This is a genomic window from Streptomyces sp. NPDC029526 (assembly GCF_040637405.1).
Lineage (GTDB): Bacteria > Actinomycetota > Actinomycetes > Streptomycetales > Streptomycetaceae > Streptomyces.
The window spans coordinates 230,061-250,525 of the sequence record NZ_JBEZWE010000007.1; the positions used below are offsets into that span (position 1 = coordinate 230,061).

At 73.6% G+C, this 20,465-nt stretch carries 18 protein-coding genes; 11 read left to right on the forward strand and 7 right to left on the reverse strand.

The window, feature by feature from the left end; all coding sequences use genetic code 11:
• The first annotated feature begins 4 nt into the window (after positions 1-4).
• Positions 5-793: a HEAT repeat domain-containing protein gene (locus tag AB0F01_RS18680; RefSeq protein ID WP_362096524.1), complete on the forward strand. Its 789-nt coding sequence runs from the start codon at positions 5-7 to the stop codon at positions 791-793.
• A complete protein-coding gene (locus AB0F01_RS18685) occupies positions 780-1,808 on the forward strand; it encodes a MerR family transcriptional regulator (protein ID WP_362096527.1) in 1,029 nt (342 codons plus the stop codon). Before AB0F01_RS18680 ends, AB0F01_RS18685 begins: the two co-directional genes overlap by 14 nt.
• A 67-nt stretch (positions 1,809-1,875) precedes the next feature.
• Here the strand turns inward: AB0F01_RS18685 and AB0F01_RS18690 are convergent, their stop codons facing one another.
• Positions 1,876-3,093, reverse strand: coding sequence for a helix-turn-helix domain-containing protein (locus AB0F01_RS18690; protein ID WP_362096530.1), 1,218 nt, complete (start codon positions 3,091-3,093; stop codon positions 1,876-1,878).
• 187 nt (positions 3,094-3,280) lie between these two features.
• On the opposite strand from AB0F01_RS18690, the gene AB0F01_RS18695 reads away from it, so the two are divergent.
• Positions 3,281-4,768: an AMP-binding protein gene (locus AB0F01_RS18695; RefSeq protein ID WP_362096532.1), complete on the forward strand. Its 1,488-nt coding sequence runs from the start codon at positions 3,281-3,283 to the stop codon at positions 4,766-4,768.
• Positions 4,769-5,121: 353 nt separating this feature from the next.
• Complete coding sequence (locus AB0F01_RS18700) at positions 5,122-5,634, forward strand: N-acetyltransferase (protein WP_362096535.1); 513 nt, start codon at positions 5,122-5,124, stop codon at positions 5,632-5,634.
• 180 nt (positions 5,635-5,814) lie between these two features.
• Here the strand turns inward: AB0F01_RS18700 and AB0F01_RS18705 are convergent, their stop codons facing one another.
• Positions 5,815-7,464 carry an MFS transporter gene (locus tag AB0F01_RS18705; RefSeq protein ID WP_362096538.1) on the reverse strand — a complete coding sequence of 550 codons (1,650 nt, stop codon included), beginning with the start codon at positions 7,462-7,464 and terminating at the stop codon, positions 5,815-5,817.
• Between the two features lie 321 nt (positions 7,465-7,785).
• Here AB0F01_RS18705 and AB0F01_RS18710 point away from each other — a divergent pair, with 321 nt between their 5' ends.
• Positions 7,786-8,394 carry a helix-turn-helix domain-containing protein gene (locus AB0F01_RS18710; protein ID WP_362096541.1) on the forward strand — a complete coding sequence of 203 codons (609 nt, stop codon included), beginning with the start codon at positions 7,786-7,788 and terminating at the stop codon, positions 8,392-8,394.
• A 378-nt stretch (positions 8,395-8,772) separates the two neighbouring features.
• Here AB0F01_RS18710 and AB0F01_RS18715 read toward each other — a convergent pair whose 3' ends face one another.
• From AB0F01_RS18715 to AB0F01_RS18730, 4 genes are read right to left on the reverse strand one after another with little or no spacing between them, the layout of a single operon-like run.
• Positions 8,773-9,942 (reverse strand): LysR substrate-binding domain-containing protein, encoded by a 1,170-nt coding sequence (locus tag AB0F01_RS18715; protein WP_362096544.1) that lies wholly within the window; start codon positions 9,940-9,942, stop codon positions 8,773-8,775.
• A gap of 11 nt (positions 9,943-9,953) precedes the next feature.
• Complete coding sequence (locus AB0F01_RS18720; protein WP_362096547.1) at positions 9,954-11,105, reverse strand: FAD-dependent oxidoreductase; 1,152 nt, start codon at positions 11,103-11,105, stop codon at positions 9,954-9,956.
• Positions 11,102-11,290, reverse strand: a complete 189-nt coding sequence (locus AB0F01_RS18725; RefSeq protein WP_362096549.1) for a ferredoxin — start codon at positions 11,288-11,290, stop codon at positions 11,102-11,104. Before AB0F01_RS18725 ends, AB0F01_RS18720 begins: the two co-directional genes overlap by 4 nt.
• The gene (locus tag AB0F01_RS18730; protein ID WP_362096552.1) at positions 11,287-12,459 is read right to left on the reverse strand and encodes a cytochrome P450; all 1,173 of its coding nucleotides are present in this window, start codon (positions 12,457-12,459) and stop codon (positions 11,287-11,289) included. The genes AB0F01_RS18725 and AB0F01_RS18730 overlap by 4 nt, the downstream gene beginning before the upstream one ends.
• 216 nt (positions 12,460-12,675) lie before the next feature.
• On the opposite strand from AB0F01_RS18730, the gene AB0F01_RS18735 reads away from it, so the two are divergent.
• From AB0F01_RS18735 to AB0F01_RS18760, 6 genes are read left to right on the forward strand one after another with little or no spacing between them, the layout of a single operon-like run.
• On the forward strand, positions 12,676-13,659 hold the full coding sequence (locus AB0F01_RS18735) for a phosphotriesterase (protein ID WP_362096555.1): 984 nt from the start codon (positions 12,676-12,678) through the stop codon (positions 13,657-13,659).
• Positions 13,660-13,713: 54 nt separating this feature from the next.
• Entirely contained in the window at positions 13,714-14,670 is a 957-nt protein-coding gene (locus AB0F01_RS18740; protein WP_362096558.1) for a phosphotriesterase, read from the forward strand.
• Positions 14,671-14,681: 11 nt separating this feature from the next.
• A complete protein-coding gene (locus AB0F01_RS18745; protein ID WP_362096561.1) occupies positions 14,682-15,797 on the forward strand; it encodes an NAD(P)/FAD-dependent oxidoreductase in 1,116 nt (371 codons plus the stop codon).
• A gap of 3 nt (positions 15,798-15,800) precedes the next feature.
• The gene (locus tag AB0F01_RS18750) at positions 15,801-16,724 is read left to right on the forward strand and encodes an alpha/beta hydrolase (protein ID WP_362096564.1); all 924 of its coding nucleotides are present in this window, start codon (positions 15,801-15,803) and stop codon (positions 16,722-16,724) included.
• 33 nt (positions 16,725-16,757) lie between these two features.
• Positions 16,758-17,699, forward strand: a complete 942-nt coding sequence (locus AB0F01_RS18755) for an MBL fold metallo-hydrolase (protein WP_362096567.1) — start codon at positions 16,758-16,760, stop codon at positions 17,697-17,699.
• 17 nt (positions 17,700-17,716) lie between these two features.
• Complete coding sequence (locus AB0F01_RS18760; RefSeq protein WP_362096570.1) at positions 17,717-19,453, forward strand: CocE/NonD family hydrolase; 1,737 nt, start codon at positions 17,717-17,719, stop codon at positions 19,451-19,453.
• 199 nt (positions 19,454-19,652) lie between these two features.
• On the opposite strand, the gene AB0F01_RS18765 is transcribed toward AB0F01_RS18760, so the two are convergent.
• Positions 19,653-20,429, reverse strand: a complete 777-nt coding sequence (locus AB0F01_RS18765) for an IclR family transcriptional regulator (protein ID WP_362096573.1) — start codon at positions 20,427-20,429, stop codon at positions 19,653-19,655.
• Between the last annotated feature and the right edge of the window lie 36 nt (positions 20,430-20,465).

The following is a 20,465-nucleotide window of genomic DNA, read 5'->3' on the forward strand; positions in this document are numbered from 1 at the left end:
CTGGGTGCTGGAGGTGGTTTCGATCAACCCGACCAACGGAACCCCGCAGCAGTCCCGCGTGGCCGCCGCCCTGAGTGCCGAGACGTCGTCGGTGCGGCTGCAGGCGGCGATGGCGGCCGGTTCGGCGGCGGACCCCGCCCTGCTGGAGACGCTTGTCGAGCGGTGCGCGGTCGAGCCGGACTTCTTCGTGCGGGACATGCTGACCTGGGCGCTGATCCGCCTCCCGGCGGACCTCACGCTGCCCCGGCTGCGTACGGAGCTGGATTCCGGGCGCGCCCAGGCCCGCAGCCAGGCGCTGCACACGCTGTCCAAGATCGGTGACCGTCGTGCGTACGCCTGGATCGGCCGCTCGCTGCTGCACGACGCCGACGACGAGGTGGCGCGCACCGCGTGGCGGACGGCGGTGGCTCTCGTGCCCGAGGACGAGGAGGAGCGGGCCCGCCTGGGTGACGTGCTCGTGGAGCAGCTCGGGCGGGGCGACCGGGACGTGCGGCTGAGCCTGAGCCGGGCCCTCGTGGACCTGGGGGACGCCGTGTCGCCCGCCCTGGAGAAGGCCGCGGCGGACCCCGACCCCGAGGTGGCCACCCACGCCGCGGCCACCGAACTGCTGCGCCGGGACCCGGAGGCCGGGTTCGACGCAGCCGTCGAGGAGGCGAAACGTGTCGTCGCCCTCGGCCCGGAACGGCTCGCCGCCGCGGAGGTGGCCGCCGCGACCGCGCAGCCCGTCGGGGAGCACGGGGACGGGACAGCCGTGGCAGCTGCTTCCGAGGGGGCGCGGCATGCTGATCGGTGAGGTGGCGCGGCACTCCGGGGTGAGCACCCGGATGCTGCGCCACTACGACGCCCTCGGGCTGGTGCGGCCGACCGGCCGGACCGTCGGCGGGTACCGGGAGTACTCCGCCGAGGACGTGCGCCGGATCTTCCACGTGCAGAGCCTGCGGTCCCTCGGGCTCTCGCTCCAGCAGATCGGGCGGGCGCTCGAGGATCCTGACTTCACCCCGTCCGCGCTGGTCGGTGATCTGATCCGGTGGACGGAGGACCGGCTGGAGCGGGAGCGCGAGCTGCTCGACAGGCTGCGCGCGATCGACGCGTCGGAGCCCGTCGACTGGCAGGACGTCCTGCGTGTCGTCGCCCTGATGCAGGGCCTCGGTTCGTCCAGCGCGGCGCGCAGGCAGCAGGCGGTGCTCGGCCCGGCCGGTGGTGGTGACGGCGCCACCGAACTGCTGGCCGAGGCGGTGCTCGCCGAGTCGGATCCGCACGTGGCGGGCGCCCTGCGCTGGGCGCTCGCCCGGTCGGCCGACGACGGTGGGGCGGTGGCGTCGCTGGCCGCCGGCCTGGACGCGGAGGACGCGGCCGTCCGACGTCGCGCGGTGCGGGCGGTCGTCGAGCTGGGAGCGGACGCGCCGGGGGCCGCCGTGGCGCTGACGGACGCGCTCGGGGACGAGGACGCGACGGTGCGCGGGCACGCGGCGCTGGCGCTGGGGCGGCGCGGCGCCGGGGATGCCGTCCCGGTGCTGGTCGCCATGGTGGTCGCGGGAGACCACGACGTGGAGGCGGCCGAGGTACTGGCATCGCTGTCCCGGCACCACGGCCTCGCGGACCGCGTCACCGCCGCGCTGACCGCCCGACTCGCCGCCCCTGCGGTCGGCTCCGCGACCCGGATCCGCCTGCTCCAGGCACTCGTCGAGCTGCCGGGGGACGGCGTGCGGGAGGTCCTCCGGAGCCTGACCCGCGACGACGATCCCGCCGTCGCCCTGGTCGCCTCGGCCTTCGTGACGGTGCTCGACGAGCGGTCCGCCGGGGAGTGAGCCGCCCGCCCCGCCGGGTGAGGCTCAGTTCGCAGGAGGGAGGCTCGACCTCGGGGGCGTGCGCCGTTCAGTTCGCCGGACGGCGCAGTTCGCGGGCGCGCAGGGCGACCTGCATCTCGAACTGGGCGGCGGGGTCGCGCAGTTCCTCGCCGAACACCTCCTCCAGCTGGCGCAGCCGGTAGCGCACCGTCTGCGCGTGCACGGCGAGGCGCTGGGCGACCTCGCTGGCGTTGCGGGCACAGCTGAGCCAGCACAGCAGCGTCTCGGCGAGCCGTTCACGCTGCGGGGAGCGCACGGCGTCGAGCGGGGCGAGGCGCTGCCGGGCCAGTTCGTCGACCAACTCCTCGTCGCGGAACAGCAGCAGGGTGGTCAGGTGGTCGGCGCAGCGGACGAGGCCGCTGCCGGGCAGGATGCCGCGCTGCGCGAGGTCGAGCGCGTCGCGGGCCCAGCGCAGTGAGCGGGCGCCCGCGTCGAGCGGGACGGTGGGGCCGAGCGCGCCGCGCAGGCCGCGTAAGACCCCGGCGACGGCCCGTTCGCGGCCCGGTCCCTCCGGATCGGGCACCACGAGGACGCCCGGCCGGCCGTCGAGCCGGGCGAGGAACTCCGGCGGCACGATGCGGTTGACCGTGTCGGGCTCCCCGGTGTGCTCCGTGACGACGACGGCGATGTCCCGGGGGAGCGGCCACTGCGCGGTGCGGGCGAGCTCGGCGACCGCCTCGGGGGAGACGGCCGCGTCACCGGTCAGCAGGTCGATCAACCGGCCGCGCCGCTGCTGGAGTTCGCCGGCGGCGTGCAGCCGGGCCTCGGTGTAGCCGCTGGTGGTGGCGGCCGCCATCTCGTCCAGGTGCAGGAACATGGTCTCGCCGAACGCGATGAGTTCCTGCGGCGGCAGCCGGTGGACGTCGACGAGTTCGCTCACCCGGCGCCAGGTCACCCGCGCGCCGAGCCGCAGCGCCGCCTGGAAGGAGTCGAGGCTGCGCCCTTCGTCGGCCTCGCCCTGTCCGATGCGCCGGTACGTGGCCCTGACGTCGTCCCAGTCGGTCCCCGAGCCGGAGAGGCGGGACAGGAAGCCCTCCAGGGCCTGTTCGACGCCCCGGTTGACCACGTGCATGTACGTCTCGTCCGTCGGCCGGGCGTACTCGGGGATCTCGGTGCGGATGGCCCGTACGACGTCCTGGGTGATCTCGCGGAGGAACGGCCGCAGGTGGTCCTGGAGTTCGGCCGGGAGATCCGTGGTGCGGGCGTGGTCCGGTCCGTGCGGGATCCTGGTGCGGGCGTCGTCCATGGGGCTCCCTCGGTGTCAGGGACATCAAAGGCGGGCCCCGTGACCTTACCGGGGAGTAAATTCCCCGGGCACGTCGGTGTCCGACAGATCCGGCAGCGATGCTTGTTATGCAAGTGACAACGATACGGTTCGTCCCTGCGCGTCCGCACACAAGTGGGCACAGCGTGCCATGGGCCACCATCCCGGCATGACGGATCTGTTCGAGCGACGGCCCGCCGAGGAACCCGGCGTGGGCTTCTACCCGCACGGCGTCCCGTGGTCCCTGCCCGTGCCCCGGGAGACGCTGCCCGACCTGCTCGACGGCGCGGCCCGCAGGTACGGGGGACGCACGGCCCTGGCCGCCCGGGGGCACCGCACCGGCTTCCGCGCGCTGCGCCGGACGGCCGCACGACTCGCCCCGGCACTGTCCCGGCTGGGCCTGCGGCGCGGCGACCACCTGGCGCTGCTGCTGCCGGACTGCCCGGAGGCGGTGGTGCTGTGCCACGCCGCGTGGCGGCTCGGCGTGGTCGTCGTACCCGGCGGCATCCGGGATCCCGGGCGGGCCCTGGCGCACGCGGCGGTGGCCGCCGTCCCGGAGGACCGGCTGTCCGAGGTGGCGGCTCGCGCGGACCGCGCGCTCCTGCGCGCCGTGGTGACCGTCCCGGTCGCCGCGGAGGGCAGGAGGGCGGGCGCGTCCTCCCGGACCGGGGGGCGGGAGGACGCGGGGGAGCCGGTCGCGGGGAAGCCGGTCGCGGGGCCGGCCGCGGAACAGGCCGCGGCCGCCCGGCCGGCCGCGACCGTCCCGAACATCCCCGCCCAGCGTACGAGTTCGAGGGCGGTGCACACCGGCGACGGCCCGCGGGCCGTCCCGGCACGGCGCGGGCCGGTGGACATCGTGTCCTACCGGGACCTCGACCGGCGGGCGCGCGGCTCGCGGCCGGACCCGGTACGGGACTGGGACTGGTCCGGCGGGCCCGAACCCGACGATGTCGCCGTCGTCGTGCACCGGCGGGACGGCACCCGCATCTCACTCCCGCACCGCGCGCTCGTGGCGGCGGCCCACCAGATCGTGGCGTGGCACACCGGCCCGTTGCCGCGCCGGCCCCGTCTGCTGTCGCTGGTCCCGCTGTCCGATGCGCGGGGGATCGCACTGGTCACGGCGGGCCTGCTGGCCGGGTTCCGCACGGTGCTGGTGCCCGGCGGCGACCCGTCGGGCGTGCTGCGGGCGGCGCGCCGGCACACGCCCACCGTGCTGGTGGCCCCGCCGTCCGCCCTGCGCGGGCTCCTGGCGCGGTCCGCCCGGGAACGGCAGGCGCTGGCCGCGGTGCGCACCCTCGTCACGGCTCCGCTGGACGTCACCACCGGCGAGCGGTTACGGGCGGCGGTGGGCGCCCGCGTCGTGGAGGCGTACGGGCCCACCGCCGCGGCGGGCGTCGCCCTCGCCAACCCGCTCACCGACGGCGCCCGCCCGGGGACGGCGGGAGTGGTCCTGCCCCGCACCCGTGCCCGGATCACCGTCGAGGGGTTCGCCGACGTCGACGCACTGCCGGGCCACGCCGGTGAACTGCTGCTGCGCGGACCGCAGATCGGCGACGACCAGGGCCGCCGGGCGGGTGGCTGGCTGCGCACGGGGTGCCGCGCGGTGCGCGGTCCGGACGGGTTCGTCACCCTGCTGGGGCGGACGGGTGACCGGTAGTGGCTGCGTCGCGTGCGCAACTCTCCGGGGCCATCGGGCCATCGGGCCACCTGGCCACCGAGGTCACCGGGCCACCGAGGTCACCGGGCCACCGAGGTCACCGGGCCACGGGGCCACTGGGTCACCGGGATCACCGGGCCCTCGGGCCTCAAGCCCTGAGGTCTCGCCGCCCTGCCGAACATGACGGCCGTCGATCGGACGGGAGCCCTGACCGGATGATCACGGGCCCGGCCCGGCATGAAATTGGCCCGGCCCGGCACGAGATCGGGCCGGCCCGGCATGAATGCGGGCCTGGCGGCGGGCGGGAGAAAATCGAGGGAGCGGGCGGCCGTCCGCTGTTACGGTCGGGCGCCATGAGCTGGCTTCCCGAGGACTTCGTCCACCCCGTCCAGGTACCGCTGCCGGGCGGTGGTCATCATCTGCGGCCGATCCGGGAGGCGGACGCCCCGCTCGACTATCCGGCCGTGATGGGTTCGCGTGAGCGGCTGTGGACCCTCTTCGGCCCGGCCTGGGGCTGGCCCGCGGCCACCATGACCTACGAGGCCGACCGCGCCGACCTGCTGCGCCACGAGCAGGAGATCGCCGCGCACCAGTCCTTCAACTACGCGCTGTTCGACGCGGCGGAGACGGCCCTGCTCGGCTGTGTCTACATCGACCCGCCGGAGAGGGCCGGCGCGGACGGCGAGATCTCCTGGTGGGTGGTGGACGACCTCGTGGGAAGCGAGGTGGAGCAGGCCCTCGACGCGCTGGTGCCGCAGTGGATCGCCGCCGACTGGCCGTTCCGGCAGCCGCGCTTCGTCGGCCGCGACATCTCCTGGTCGGACTGGCTCACCCTGCCGGAGCACCCCGGCACGCGGGTGCCGTGAACGGGTGCGGACGGCACCGGGCGACGGGCCCGGTGCCGTCCGCCGGCCCCGGCCCCAGGGGGCGTGCCCCTCGGGGGAGTGGGGCCGGGGTGGCTCGTACGGCGCGGCTCGTACGGTGCGGCTCGTGGCTCGCACGGCGCGGCCCGCGGCCCGGACGGTGCGGCTCGGACGGGGTGTGACTCAGACCGCCGCCGGGGCCGGGGTGCAGTCGCGGCCGGCTGCCGCGGCGGCCTGGGCCGCCTCCTCGGTGGAGCGCTCCGAGCGGATGCCGAGCATGCCGAAGGCGGTCAGGCCCGCGGCGACGAGGGCCGCCACCCCGCACACCAGGTAGGCCGTGTGGAAGCCGCTGCCCAGGGCCTCCAGGGCGACACCGTGGGCGGCGGAGCCGGGGGCGCCCGGCGGCAGGCTGTTCACGGCGATGGGTCCGCCGGCCTCGGCGATCTGACGCGCGGCGGCCACCTGGCCGGCGGGCAGGTCCGCGCCGGCGAGGCCGGACATGAAGGCCGAGCCCGCGTTGCTCAGGGCGACGGCGCTGACGACCACGGGACCGAGGACGAAGCCGAGGTCGCGCAGCATGTTGGTGGTGGCGCTGGCCATGCCCGCCAGGTGCAGCGGGACGCTGTTCAGCGCCACGGCCGTCACCGAGCTGACGGTGCAGGCGAAGCCGACGCCGATGAGCAGGGCCGGGGCGACGAACGCGCCGAGGCTCGTGTCGGTGACGTCGAGCCGGGTGGCCAGCAGGCAGCCCGCCGCCATCACCAGGAACCCGGAGGTGAGCAGCCAGGCCGGGGCGACCCGGTGCAGCAGGCGCGAGACGACGGGGATGAGCAGGAAGGCGGGGCCCTGGAGGAGCAGGAAGGGCACCGCCACGCGGAGCGGGTCCTGGTGCTGGACGGGGCCGAGCCACATGCTCGTCGCGAAGCAGGCGCCGAGGAAGGCCAGCATGCCGATCACCGCGACGACGGACGACACGGTGAAGGCCCGGTTGCGGAACAGCTTCAGGTCGAAGATCGGTGACTCGGCACCCAGCTCCACCAGGACGAACCCGGCCAGGAAGCAGGCACCGAGGCCGAAGGCGAGCATGACGGGCAGGGTGGTCCAGCCCGACTCGGGGCCCTCGACGGCGCCGTACAGGACGAGGATCAGGCCGAGGGCGAAGGTGATCTGGCCGGGGACGTCCAGCTTGCGGCCCTCGGGGGCCTTCGACTCCGTGGCCAGCAGCATGGTGACCACCATGCTGACCAGGGCGAGCCCCACCAGCACCCAGAAGGAGCCGCGCCACGAACCGACCTTGGCGAACATGCCGCCGAGCAGCGGGGAGAGGGCGGCACCGGCGGACAGGAAGCCGCTCCACAGGGCGACCGCGTGCGCGCGTTCCCGCTTGGTGCGGGTGACCGCGGTGATCGCGGTCAGCGAGCCGGGGAACATGGCTCCGGCGCCGAGGCCGTTGAGGGCGGCACCGACCCACAGGACCTGCACGGTGGGCGCGAGCGCGGCCACGGAGCTGCCCGCCACGACCAGGGCGGTACCGGCGACGACCAGACGCCGGCGGCCGAAGAGGTCACCGAGGACACCGAAGGTGAACTCGAAGCAGACCACGGCGATCATGAAGGCCGCGGTGATCCAGGTGAGCTGGGATCCATGGGTGTTGAGGTCCTGCTGGAACAGTCCGTTCAGCGAGGCCGGCAGCGCGTTCGCGACCTGGGCGACGAACACCGCGCCACAGGCGGCGGCCAGCGTGCCCGCGTAGCCCGGCATCCGGACAGCCCCCGCGGTTGGGCCCTGGGACGGCGACGTCCCGTTGTTGACGGTCATTGCTGTGATCTCCATGGCTGGGAAAAGAGGGCGTCCCGGAGACGGGAGCCTGGAGAGCCGTGAGGCGACAGCCCGGCGGTCGCGGTGGGGGAGGGGCACGACAGCGGGTCGGGCGTGATGCCGTGGAGAATGGCATTGGCTTTACGCGGCGTCAATGGTTTGAGCATTGCCTAAAGCGAGCAACTTCTGCGTAAGTTGAGATTTCTGCATGTCGTCTCAGTGGGTGGACCGGTTCCGTGGCCGCCTTGAACGGTCTGTAAGGAATACTTACGCAACGTATGGAGTGGTGTCGGTCCGCCCGTTCGGCGGGCAGGGCCGCGCGTTAGGATCCGGGGCATGGCGAACCTTCGTGAAGCGCACAAGCAGATGACGCGCCGTCTGCTGCTGGAATCGGCGCTCGAACTCTTCGACGCGAAGGGGTACGCCGGCACCACGGTGGACGACATCGCGACCGCCGCGGGCACCACGCGCGTCACCTTCTACGCGTACTTCCCCTCCCGCAGCGAGCTGATGAGGGCGCTCATCGACGAGCGGCTCAACGAGGCGCTGCGCCGGGTCCGTTCCGCCGAACACGGTTCCACGGCCCACGACCTGGTCGCGACCGTCGCCGAGGGCACGCCGGAGGCGATCGCGGCGTGGCTGCGGCAGACCGCCGAGCGGTGGCCGGACATCCGGCCCATCATCCGTGCCGGGCGCGCTGCCGCCGTGGTCGATCCGGAGCTCACCGACCTGGTGGAGAGCTGGCTGGAGGAGGCGATCAGCGACATCGAGGACGGTCTGGACCGCGCGGGCCGCTTCGAACCGCACCAGCGGCGCTTCCGCGGCGTCCTCGCGATGGCCCAGTTGGACTTCGTCGCCCAGAACTGGCACCGCGCCGACTGGAAGCTCAGCCGGGACCAGATGCTGGACGAACTCGGCGAGAGCTGGGTACGGCTCCTGACCTGACCTGACCTGACCTGGCCTGGCCTTGACCTCTTAGCCTGGCCCGGCTGACCGTGCTCGGCCTGGCCGAGCGTGGCCTGGCTTGACCCGTCCTGTCGCGTACGGAGCCGGTCAGGCCGGCGCCACCCGGCCCATGACGCTTCGTCCGCCGCACCGGGCCACAGGCCCCCGCCCCGTCGCACCACGCCCCTCTTCCGCCGCACCACGCGCCTCGGCGAGCCGTCGGCGCCAGGGAGCAGCCGCCGGCGCCCCGGGCGGCGCCGGGCGCCCGGCGCAGTGCCGCGCGCCCCGGGCAGCGGCGCGAGCCCGTCCCGTCCCGCCCCCTGCCCGGTGTTCCCGTCCCGCCCCCGCCCGGTGTTCCAGGGCGTCACCGGCCCCCGGTCAGAGCTGCGCGGCGGCGTCCCGGAGCAGGGTGCGGAACCAGGTGACGAACTCCTGGTCGCCCGAGCGCGGGTTCCACACCATGTCGATCCCGAGACCGGGCAGCGGGAACGGGAACTCCTCGATCCGCAGGTCGGCCAGCGTCCGCATGGCCGCGGCGACCCGGTACCGGAAGAGGGCGACGCCCCCGGCGCGGGCGACCAGGACCGGCACGAGCAGGAAGTCGGAGACCCGCAGGCCGACCCGGTAGGGGACCCCGTGGTCCTCCAGCACCGAGTAAGGGAACACCCGCCGTTCGGTGTCGACGACGATGTGCGGGCGGCCGGTCAGCAGGTCAAGGGTGCTCTCCTCCGGCCGGGCGTCCGCGCCCGCCACGACCACCACGCGGTCGTCGTAGAGACGTTCGCGCGGGTGCGGGGAGAAGTGCGCCTCGGAGATGAGGACGACGTCGACGCCCTGGTCGGTGAAGGTCGCCTCGGTGGGCACCGTGATGGTGCGCAGCCGCAGGGTCACGCCGGGCGCCCGTTCGGCGACGAGCCGGATGAGGTGCGGGCCCATGACGAAGGCGGTGCTGTTCGTCATGGCCACCGTGATGACCCGGTGGTCCGTGGCGGGGTCGAAGGAGGGCAGGTCGACGATGTGTGCCGTCTGCTGCAGCGCGCTGCGCAGCGGGGCCAGGAGCTGGGTGGCCTTCGGGGTCAGGGTGACGCCCGGCCCCTGCCGGACGACGAGGTCGTCGTCCAGCAGCCGCCGCATCCGCGCCAGGGCGTGACTCATCGCGGGCTGGGAGAGGCCGACCCGCGCCGCGGCACGGGTGACCGAGCGTTCCTCCAGGAGCGCGAGGAGGGGCACCAGCAGGTTGAGGTTGACCGAGGCCAGACGGTCCAGCGACGAACCCGCGGCGCCCTCCGCCCCGGTCCCCGTAACCCCCGCGCCGGCCCCCGCAACCTCCGCCCCGGTCCCCGCAACCTCCGCCCCGGTCCCCGCAACCTCCGCCCCGGTCCCCGTACCGTCCGCGCGGTCGCCCGTGCCGTCCGGTGCCCGGCCCCCCGTGCCGTCCGGTGCCCGGCCCTCCGTGCCGTCCGGTGCCCCGGCCCCCGTACCGTCCCGCGCGGCGTCCGCCGCGTCGCCCTCCGCGTCGTCCGCCGCGCGGTTCTCGGCCTCGTCCATGGCCAGGAATGCTACGCGGCGGACTCGCTCAGCCGGCGCAGCCGGGGGATCGGGATCCGGTAGTTGAGCGCCGCGGCGAGGCCGGTGCCGTCGGCGTGCTGCCAGCGCATGAGCGCCCGGCCGGTCCCGGGCTCGCCGTCCACGAGGACGGGGTCCCCGGTGGGCGGCAGCGGGCCGACGGCCTTGAGGTTCAGCCCGAACTGCTCGGTCCAGAAGTACGGCTGGAAGGCCAGCGCAGGCGCGTCCGCGCCCTGCACCAGGGCCCTGGCCGCGCACTTGGCCTGCTCGATCGCGCTGCTCCACAGGGGGAGGCGGCGCGGACCGGACGGGGTGGGGAGGCCGACGAGGTCACCGGCGGCGGCGATCCCGGGCCGGGCCAGCCCGCGCGCGTCCACCGGGACGACGCCCCGGTCGGTCAGCCCGGTGCCGTCCAGCCACTCCGTGTTGGGTACGTCGCCGACGGCGGACACCACGAGGTCCGCCTCCAGCACCGTGCCCTCCGCGAGGACGACCCGCGGACTGTCCTCCTGCCCGTCCCGGCCCTCCAGGGTGGCCGCCCGGGTGTCGACGACGGTCAGGCCCCGCTCCCGTGCCGCCGCGACGAAGACGCCGGCCAGGTACGGGCCGAGCTGCACGGTCAGCGGCAGCCCCTGGGAGACCACGGTGACCTCGCACCCCACGGCGAGGCAGCCCGAGGCGATCTCCATGCCGAGCGGGCCCCCGCCGACCACCACGACAGACGGCCGGCCCGCCAGCCGGGCGCGCAGCGCGAGCGCGTCGTCCAGGCCGCGCAGGGTGGTCTCCCCGCCCAGGGCGGACAGCCGCCGGGCCCGGGAGCCGGTGGCCAGGACGATCCCGTCGTAGGGCAGGTCGGTTCCGTCGTCGAGGCGGACGCGGCGGCGGTCCGGGTCGAGCCCGGTCGCCCGCACGCCGAGGAGTTCGGTGGCTCCGTGGGCGGCCGGCGGCAGCTCGTGCGCGGTCAGGTCGTCACCGTCGAGCAGGAGCGCCTTCGACAGGGCGGGGCGGCTGTACGCCGGGTGCGGCTCGTCGCCGATGATCGTCAGCTCGCCGTCGAAGCCGCTCTCGCGGAGGGTGTCGGCCGCGGTGAGCCCGGCGATGCCGTTGCCGACCACCACGACGCGCCGCAGGGTGGCGGTGCTCATGCCAGCCTCAGCGCGGCGACCGGGCAGACCCGGACGGCGGCGTTCGCCGCGGCGGCGTCCGCGGTGTCCGCCGGCTGGCGGTCCAGGACGAGTTCGCCGTCGTCGTCCAGGTGCATGAGCTGCGGAGCGGCCTCCTCGCACAGGCCGTGCCCCTCACAACGGGCGCGGTCGAGAACGATGTTCATGCCGGGACCACCTCCAGGACGGGGAGTTTCTCGATGCTGCGGGTGATGTTGCTGGGGATGCGGGCCTCCGGGCCCAGGACGAGGCGCTCCACGCGACGCGACAGCGCGTCGATGACGGCGTGCGCCTCCAGGCGGGCGAGGCCCTGGCCGGCGCAGCCGTGCGGCCCGTACCCGAAGGACAGGTGGTCGATGGGGTTGCGCTCGACGAGGAAGGCGTCCGGGTTCTCGTAGTGCCGGGGGTCGCGGTTGCCGGCGCCGAACAGGACGGCCACCTGGGCCCCTTCGGGGATGAGGGTGCCGTCGACGGTGACGTCCCGGGTGACGCGGCGTCCCCAGGCGTGGATCGGGGCCCAGTAGCGCAGCACCTCGCTGAACGCGCTCGGCACCAGCGAGGGGTTCTCGCGGACCAGGGCGAGCTGGTCGGGGTGGCGTCCGAACAGGGCGACGATGTTGCCGATCGACGCCATCGTGGTGTCGACGCCCGCTCCGAGGTACTGGTGGATGATGTGTCCGGCGGTGCCCGCGGGGATGTCGCCCCGGGTCTCGGCGTCGAAGATGCCGCGGCCCACGGAGCCCTCGGCCAGGTCGGCCGCCTTCACCTGGGAGCACCAGGCGTACAGCTCGCCGGCGATCGGGAAGTTCTCGGCGGTGCGCTGGTTCATCGGGCCGATGACCTGCATGGCGGCCTGGCCCCAGCGCAGCATGTTGTCGCGCGCCTCGCCGGTGAAGCCGATCAGGTCCGCGACGACCTCCAGGGGGAACGCCCGGGCGAGGGCGTCGATCGCCTCGAAGGAGCCCTGCTCGACGAGGGCGGCCACCAGGGCGTCCGCCTTGGTCTCGATCTGCCCCTTCAGACCGCGCAGCGCGCGCGGCGACAGGTTCTCGGTGAGGGTGGCGCGCAGCTTGGTGTGGACCGGCGGGTCCGAGGCGAGGGACGTGCCGGCGAGCGCCTCGTTGACCGCCGGATTGAATCCGATCGACGTGGAGGAGAAGGACTCCCAGTCCGCCAGGGCGCCCCGGATCGCGTCGTAGCGCGTCAGCGCGTAGACGTCGTTCTTCGGCAGGTGGACGACGGAGCCCAGGTCCCGCAGCGCGGCGTAGGAGGGATACGGGTCGAGGAGGACCTCATCGGCGAAGAGGTCGAGGTCCGATGTGGGTGGGGTGCTCATGCCCTCAGTGAAGGGAGCCCGCATCCATTCGGCAAGTGAATGTTCTGCATGATCCGACATGCATGCGCCGCATGATCGCTGGTCACGAGCCCGGACCAGTGAAGTGTGCAATATTTTTTCTGTGCGTTCATTTCATTGACGCCGTGTAAACCGAATGGCTACGGTGACCGCACCCACCGGGTGCCGCGCACCCCACCCCGGACACGTGAGGCAGCCATGAGCGTCGAGAGCACCACCGTCAACACCGTCCTGGGCCCGGTGCCGGCCGAGGAACTGGGCGTCGTCGCGATCCACGAGGCGCTGCTCTCCGTGGTGCCCGGCGCGGAGCACGCCTTCGACGTCACCCTCGACCGCGCCGAGATCTACGAGCTCCTCGCCGCGAAGCTCAAGGACTTCCGCGCCCACGGCGGCGGCACCCTCGTCGACAGCACCGGCATGTTCCACGGCCGGGACGTACGGCTGTACGAGACCCTGTCCCGCGCGACCGGCGTGCACATCGTCGCCTCCACGGGCCAGGGCCCCGAGGAGCTGCTCGGCGGCTACTTCCTGACCCCGCAGACCAACCCGCCGACGCCGTGGCCGGCCGAGAAGTTCGCCGACCTGTTCGCCCGGGAGGTCACCGAGGGCATGGTCGTCCCCCGCGTGGAGCGGCGCGGCGCCGCCGGACTGGTGGCCACCGCCGCCACCCGGGAGGGCATGACGGCCACCGACGAGAGCCTGTTCCGCGGCGCCGCCCGCGCCGGACTCGCCACCGGCGTCGCCGTCTCCGTCCGCCCCGGCGCCGACGCCCTGCACGACCTCGACGTCGTCCTCGACGAGAAGCTGCCCGCCGACCGGGTCGTCGTCGGCGGACTCGACCGCCGGGACCTCGCCGCCGCCGGAGCCCCCCTGGAGGTCGCCCGCCGGGGTGCCCGCGTCGCCCTCGACCACGTCGGCACCGAGGACGGGGACCACCTCACCGACGCCGAACGCGCCGACCTGGTCGCCGAACTGGTGGCGGCCGGGTTCGCCGACCGCGTCCTGCTGTCCACCGGCGCCACCGGCGTCGCCAGGGGCCACACCGGCAACGACCTGCCCTACAGCCACGTCCTCACCGCCTTCGTCCCGCTCCTGAAGGCGCGCGGCCTCGGCGACGAGGACACGCGGCGGATCCTCGAGACGAACCCGCGCGCACTGCTGTCGGTGCGACCGGCGCGCTGAGCGCCCGCCCAACGACCGTCAGGCTTCAGGCTTCTTCATTCAAAGGTGAGTGCTGTGTCGAGAGTGAACACCGTCCTGGGGGCGGTCCCGGCCGAGGAACTGGGGCTCGTGGCCGTCCACGAGCACATCGGCTACGGGATGCCCGGCTCCGAACTGGACACGAAGTGGTGGAAGACCCCCGAGCAGCGGTACGAGGAGACCGTCCCCAAGCTGCGCGCCTTCCACGAGTACGGCGGCGGCACCTTCGTCGACGCCACCGGGATCTGCAACGGGCGTGACGTCGACTACTACAAGTCGCTGTCCGCCAAGACCGGCGTCCACATCGTCGCCTGCACCGGCTTCGTCGGCGGCGACACCGCCCTGCCGCACTTCGCCCGCGCCGACGTGGACTACCTGATGCGGCAGTTCGTCCACGAGATCACCGTCGGCATCGGCGACACCGGCAGCCTCGCCGGCGTCATCAAGGTCGGCGTGAGCCGCGGCGGCCGCATGACCGACCTCGACAAGCGCATCTACCGGGCCGCCGCCCGCGCCGCGCTCACCACGGGCGTGCCCGTCCTCACCCACCTGGCGATCGACGCGGAGAACGCGATCTCGATCTTCCAGGAGGAGGGGCTGCCCTTGGACCGCGTCCTGTTCGGACACGTCGACGACGGGGTCAACGCCGACAAGACCCGCGACGTGTGGATCGCCGAGCAGGGCGGACGCATCGGCTTCGACACCTTCGGCTACGAGACCGAACTCCCGGACCCGCCCTTCTGGGCCCGCCCCCGCAAGGAGCGGCTCGACCACTTCCTGCGGTTCATCGACGGGGGCCGCAGGATCGGGCAGGTCCTCGCCTCCGCCGACGCCAACTGCAGCCCGCTGGGCTGGCCCGGCGTCAAGGGCCACACCGTCAACTACATCTTCGAGGACCTCATCCCGGACCTCCGTGCCGCCGGTCTCGACGAGGCCGCCATCGAGACGATCTTCGTCCACAACCCGGCCGCCTTCCTCACCCTCCAGAAGTAGAGAGAACCACCATGCAGCTCTCGGACCTCAAGAACCTGAAGATCGCCGTCGTCGGAGCCGGCTACGGCGGCGCGGCGGCCGCCAAAGCGCTGAGCCTGCTCGGCGCCCGGGTCGACGTCTACGAACAGGCCACCCGAATCCGGGAGGTCGGCGCCGGCATCGGCCTGCGCCCGTCCACCATGAACCGCTTCCGCGAGTGGGGCATCTTCGACGCGATCGCGAAGGTCAGCTCCCCGAGCGAGTACTTCGAGATCCTCACCGCCACCGGTGACCCGATCATGAAGGAGGCGTGGCCCGCCGAGGGCGAGCAGACGCACACCCACCTCATCCACCGCGGCGACTTCATCGAGGCGCTGCTGGGCGTGCTGCCCGAGGGCATGGTGCACCTCGGCCACAAGCTGGAGGCCGTCGAGGACAAGGGCGAGCGCTCGGTCCTGACGTTCGCCGACGGCAGGACCGTCGAGGCCGACCTGGTCGTCGGCGCCGACGGCATCAAGTCGGTCGTGCGGGACCGGCTGTTCAGCGACAAGGGCCCGGTCTTCTCCGGCGAGCGCGCCTACCGCGCGGTCATCTCCGTGGACGACGCCCACGGCATGGTCGTCGACGACAACCTGCGGATGTACATCGGCAAGGGCACGAAGATCTACCTGCTGCCGCTGCGCCACCGGGGCCAGGTCTCCTTCGACATCACCGCCCTGTGCCCGGACCCCACCTGGAACCCGCAGGTGACCCTGGAGGACATGCTCCGGACCGTCGAGGGCTTCGACGAGCGCCTGGTCTCCATCACCCGCGGCCTCGACCTCGACACCGTCAACGTCCGCGGCGTCTACGACATCGACCCCGTCGACACCTGGCACTCCGACTCCGTCGTCCTGCTCGGCGACGCGGCGCACTCGATGCTGCACCACCAGGGCCAGGGCGCCAACTCGGCCATCGAGGACGGCGGCGCGCTCGCCGACGCCCTGCGCGAGGCGGACTCCGTCAAGGAGGCGCTGGCCCTCTACCAGGCCACCCGCAAGCCGGTCACCGACAAGCTCCAGCGCATCTCGCGCCAGGGATGGAGCGAGGACGAGATCGACGAGGTCTTCCCCGGACAGAAGCCCGCGGCCGCCGCGGCCCAGGAGTAACCCATGCCTCTGCACCCCGAGATCGCCAAGGTCCTGGCGAGCCTGCCCGCCCCGCCCGACGGCCCGCTCGACCCCGTGGCCATGCGCGCCGCCGAGGAGGCGCAGGTCGCCCCCCTGGACGAGCGGCTGCCCCTGCACGCCGTCGAGGACGTCACCGCCCGCACCGCCGCCGGGGACGTGCCCGTGCGGATCTACACCCCGGACGCGGCGGACCGCCACGGCGTGATCGTCTACTTCCACGGCGGCGCCTTCTTCCTGGGCAGCCTGGAGACCCACGACCACGTGGCGCGCTCGCTGGCGAAGGAGACCGGCCTGAAGGTCGTCTCCGTCGGCTACCGGCGCGCGCCCGAGGCGGCCTTCCCGGCCGGCCTGGACGACTGCCACGCGGTCGTGCGCTGGGTCGCCGAGCAGGGCGACGGGCTCGGCTGGGACGGCAGCACCCTCGCCGTCGCCGGCGACAGCTCCGGCGGCAATTTCGCCGCCGCCGTCGTGGCCCGCGCCCACGACGAGGGCTTCGACCGGATCACCCACCAGATCCTCTACTACCCCTCCCTGGACCTGGACTTCGACACCGACCGCTACGCCTCGCTGCGGGAGAACGCCGTCGGCTACGGCCTGGAGACGGCGGGCCTGAAGCCCTTCAACGCCTTCTACCTGGACAGCGGCGCCGACCCCGCCGACCCGCTGGTCTCGCCGGTCAAGCGGCAGGACCTCACCGGCCTGCCGAAGGCCCTCGTGGTCACCGCCGAGTTCGACCCGATGCGCGACGAGGGCGAGCTGTACGGGCAGCGGCTGCGCGAGGCGGGGGTGGAGGCCACGGTGAGCCGCTACCCGGGCGCCGGCCACGGGTTCGTCCAGCACTTCTCCTGGATCCCCGAGTACCACCGGGTCTTCGCGGAGACGCGGGACTTCCTCGGCCGGTCCTGACCGGCCACCCGGAACGAGCGGAGCGGAAGCAGCATGACGCGAGCAGTCCCCGTCCACCCCCTGGTCTCCCCGTGGGGCCGGTTCGGGCTCTACAGCTTCTTCATCGACGCGCCCCAGCCCGCGATCGTCGACACCGGCATCGCCTCGTCCCCCGCCGAGGGGATGGCGCCCGCGCTGGAGGCGATCGGGCGGCGCATCGAGGACGTGCGCTGGATCCTGCTGACGCACGGTCACATCGACCACGTCGGCGGGGCGTTCGCCCTGTGGGAGATGACCGGCCGACGCGCCCAGGTGGTGATCCACGAGGCCGACGCGCCCTTCCTCCGCTCGCGCCGGGCCCACGTGGCGGAGTACGCCGCCGGGCGCGGCCGCTACCTGCGCGACCCGGAGGGCGAGGCGAAGGTGGCGGCCGCGGCCGACGCGGTCATCTCCGGCGAGATGGAGCCCACCCTGCTGGTCCGGGGCGGCGAGACCCTGTCCCTCGGCGACGGGGTGACCGTGTCCGTGCACGCGGTCCCCGGGCACACGCCCGGCTCCGTCGCCTACGTCCTCGACGGGCAGCGCGCCGCGTTCACCGGGGACGCCGTCCAGGTGCACGGCGCGGCCAACGGCTTCCCCGGCTACACCGACCCGGTGGCCTACCGCGCCGGCCTGGAGCACCTGCGCGACACCGTCCGCCCGCGGCACCTCTACCTCGGGCACCCCTACCGCCGGGCCGACGGCACGCCCTACGGCGTGGAACTCGACGAGGACCAGGCCCGCCAGGCCCTCACCCAGAGCCTCGACATCGAGGGCCGGGTCGCCCGGGCGGCCTGCGACTGCCTGCGGGACGGCCTCAGGGAGACGGACTCGCCGTACTCGCCGTTCGGGCGGGTCGCCGAGGAACTGGGCTACACCGGTGACCCCACCCTCGAACCGTCGCCGTTCTTCACCACGCTGGCCGGCTACCGCACGCACTTCGACCGCACCCCGTGACACAGGAGCACCACGTCATGACCGACTTCCAGACCATCCGGGCGGGCGAGCAGACCATCGCCGTCCGCAAGGACCTCCGGGTCCCGATGCGCGACGGCGTCGAACTCGCCGCGGACGCCTACCACGGTCAGGACGACACCCCCCGCCCGGCCCTGATCGCGATGAGCGCCTACGGCAAGGAGCTCCAGGCCCTCGCCCTGACCACGCCCCCGCAGCTGCGGCCCAGCCCCATGTGGGACGGCTGCATCGAGGCGGGCGACATCGCCCGCGTCGTGAAGGAGGGCTACGTCCACGTCATCGGCGACATGCGCGGCACCGGCGACTCCGGCGGCGTCATGATCGGCAACTACAACTTCGGCGGGGTCTCCCAGGGGCAGGACCTGTACGACGTCGTCGAGTGGGTCGCCGCGCAGCCCTGGTGCGACGGCAACGTCGGCATGATCGGCATCTCCTACTTCGGCTCCATGCAGGTGCTCGCCGCCGCCGAACGCCCGCCGCACCTCAAGGCGATCTTCGTCAGCGGCGGCCACTACGACTTCTACGAGACGACGTACCACGGCGGCGTCATGTGGTTCATGCCGCGCGCCGCCCGCGAGGGACGCGGCGGCGACTCGGGCATCGCCCACACCGACGTCAAGTCCCGTATGCAGGAGGTGTACTCGCCGGAGGAGCTGAAGAAGCTGGTCGACGAGCGGCTGCGCGACCCGGACGTGGCGGCCTGGCCCAACCTCGTGCACGTGCTCAAGTACCCCAAGAACCGCGAGTTCTGGTTCGACATCGTGATGAACCCGCTCGACGGCGACTGGTACGAGGAACGCAACCCCATCAACCTGGCCCGGAACATCGACATCCCGGTCTACCTCCAGATCGACCAGGGCCGCGGCTGGACCGTCGACGGCCACATCGAGCTGTTCGACGTCCTCAAGGGCCCCAAGAAGCTGGACATCGGCTCCTACCCGCCCATGCAGTCGCGCCCCTGGATCGAGGAGCACGACAAGATGTTCCGCTGGTACGAGTACTGGCTCAAGGGCGTCGACAACGGGATCATGGACGAGCCGGCCGTGCAGGTCTTCGTGGAGGGCTCCCGCGAGGTGGTCACCGCCGAGCAGTGGCCGCCGAAGGAGGTCGAGTACAGGTCCCTGTACCTGCGGCCCCGGCGCAAGCTGTCCTTCGAGCCGGAGGCGATGGGCGCCGAGCACGCCGCCCCCGACGGCTTCTACCAGGCGCCGCTGACCGTCACCGACCGGGTGGAGATCCTCGACTGGCGCACCGAGCCGTTCGAGAAGCCCACCGAGCTGATCGGCACCGGCGCGGCACACCTGTTCGCGGAGATCGACCAGGACGACACCAACTTCATCCTGCGCCTGTGGGACGAGGCCCCCGGCGGCAAGCGGCAGCTCATCACCAGCGGCTACCTGAAGGCCTCCCACCGCGAGCTGGACGAGGAGCGCACCACCGAGGGCAACCCGTACCACCCGCACACCCGCGCGGTGCCGGTGGAACCGGGGACGGTGCAGGAGTACGTGCTGCGGCTGTACCCGTTCGCCGCGACCTTCCTGCCGGGCCACCGGCTGGTGGTGGAGCTGTCCAACAACGAGCCGCTCGCCGACGCGCACAACGCGCTGCTGCCGCCGGACGCGTTCCACCTGCCGGTGGGCCGCCCGGTCACCCACAAGATCTACCGGGACGCGGCCCACCCGTCCCGGCTGGTGCTGCCGTTCACCACGGCGCCCTCCACCGGCGCGGCGGAGTAGCGGCAGGGGACGCCTCAGGGCCGGCCGGGGACACCGTCCCGGGCCGGCCCTTCGCGCGCCTGCCTGAGCCCGCGACAAGGCGCGGCCCCGGACGGAGGGCATCCGGCCTTTCGCGTGCGTGGCTCAGCCACCTCGCCGCGGCAGCCCCGGACTGAGGACCCCGGCCGGCCCTTCGCGCGCGCGGATGGCCGCGGGCGGCTCACACCGCCTCGGCCAGGTCCCGCTCCACGGCACGCGCCGAGGCGTCCAGGACGGCGACCAGGGACCGCAGCCGCTGCGGGTCGTACCGCACGCTCGGCATCGACACCGACAGGCCCGCCCGCGCCCGGCCGTCGGTGTCGCGCACCGGCACGCCGACGGCCACCAGCCCGCGCTCGGACCGCTCCCGGTTGACGGCGGAGCCGTTGCGGCGCAGCCGCTTCAACTCCGTGCGCAGCCGGTCCAGGTCGGGGCGCTCACCCGGCCGGTCGGTGTACCGCTCCGGTGCGTAGACGTCGTCGAGCTCCTCGTCGGACAGGTCGGCGAGCAGCAGCAGTCCGGCCGTCGTGCGGTGGGCCGGGAACACCATGCCCTCCCGGGAGCCCACCCGCAGGGTCTGCCGGCACTCGACGGAGGCGATGAAGCGGGCCGTGTCCCCGGTGCGCACGATCAGGTTCGTCGTCTCGTCCAGCAGGTCGACGACCCGTTGCAGGTGCGGCAGGGCCACCGCGCGCAGCCGGGAGACGAAGGACTGGGAGTGCGCGGCGAGTTCCAGCACCGGCCCGGCCCGGTAGACGCGGTCCTCGCCCTGCACGGCGAAGTCCCGGTACACGAGCATCGCCAGCAGCCGGTGCGCGGTCGAACGCGCCACCCCGAGCCGCTCGGCGATCTGCGACACGGTCGCGCCGCCCTCCATCTGCAGCACGGTCGCCGCCCGCAGCGCGTGGTCCACGCTGGCGATGGGGTAGGGCGGCGGCGTCTTGAGCGGTTTGTCCATCCCGGCGGCCCTTCCCTGGTGTCGCGGACGCCGCAC

Excerpts from the sequence above, each read along its gene's own strand:
- AB0F01_RS18705 (WP_362096538.1), bottom strand. The coding sequence starts at position 7,464 with ATGGAGATCACAGCAATGACCGTCAACAACGGGACGTCGCCGTCCCAG.
- AB0F01_RS18715 (WP_362096544.1), bottom strand. The coding sequence starts at position 9,942 with ATGGACGAGGCCGAGAACCGCGCGGCGGACGACGCGGAGGGCGACGCG.
- AB0F01_RS18755 (WP_362096567.1), top strand. The coding sequence starts at position 16,758 with ATGACGCGAGCAGTCCCCGTCCACCCCCTGGTCTCCCCGTGGGGCCGG.
- AB0F01_RS18685 (WP_362096527.1), top strand. The coding sequence starts at position 780 with ATGCTGATCGGTGAGGTGGCGCGGCACTCCGGGGTGAGCACCCGGATG.
- AB0F01_RS18750 (WP_362096564.1), top strand. The coding sequence starts at position 15,801 with ATGCCTCTGCACCCCGAGATCGCCAAGGTCCTGGCGAGCCTGCCCGCC.
- AB0F01_RS18695 (WP_362096532.1), top strand. The coding sequence starts at position 3,281 with ATGACGGATCTGTTCGAGCGACGGCCCGCCGAGGAACCCGGCGTGGGC.
- AB0F01_RS18735 (WP_362096555.1), top strand. The coding sequence starts at position 12,676 with ATGAGCGTCGAGAGCACCACCGTCAACACCGTCCTGGGCCCGGTGCCG.
- AB0F01_RS18690 (WP_362096530.1), bottom strand. The coding sequence starts at position 3,093 with ATGGACGACGCCCGCACCAGGATCCCGCACGGACCGGACCACGCCCGC.
- AB0F01_RS18725 (WP_362096549.1), bottom strand. The coding sequence starts at position 11,290 with ATGAACATCGTTCTCGACCGCGCCCGTTGTGAGGGGCACGGCCTGTGC.
- AB0F01_RS18760 (WP_362096570.1), top strand. The coding sequence starts at position 17,717 with ATGACCGACTTCCAGACCATCCGGGCGGGCGAGCAGACCATCGCCGTC.
- AB0F01_RS18720 (WP_362096547.1), bottom strand. The coding sequence starts at position 11,105 with ATGAGCACCGCCACCCTGCGGCGCGTCGTGGTGGTCGGCAACGGCATC.
- AB0F01_RS18745 (WP_362096561.1), top strand. The coding sequence starts at position 14,682 with ATGCAGCTCTCGGACCTCAAGAACCTGAAGATCGCCGTCGTCGGAGCC.
- AB0F01_RS18765 (WP_362096573.1), bottom strand. The coding sequence starts at position 20,429 with ATGGACAAACCGCTCAAGACGCCGCCGCCCTACCCCATCGCCAGCGTG.
- AB0F01_RS18700 (WP_362096535.1), top strand. The coding sequence starts at position 5,122 with ATGAGCTGGCTTCCCGAGGACTTCGTCCACCCCGTCCAGGTACCGCTG.
- AB0F01_RS18710 (WP_362096541.1), top strand. The coding sequence starts at position 7,786 with ATGGCGAACCTTCGTGAAGCGCACAAGCAGATGACGCGCCGTCTGCTG.
- AB0F01_RS18730 (WP_362096552.1), bottom strand. The coding sequence starts at position 12,459 with ATGAGCACCCCACCCACATCGGACCTCGACCTCTTCGCCGATGAGGTC.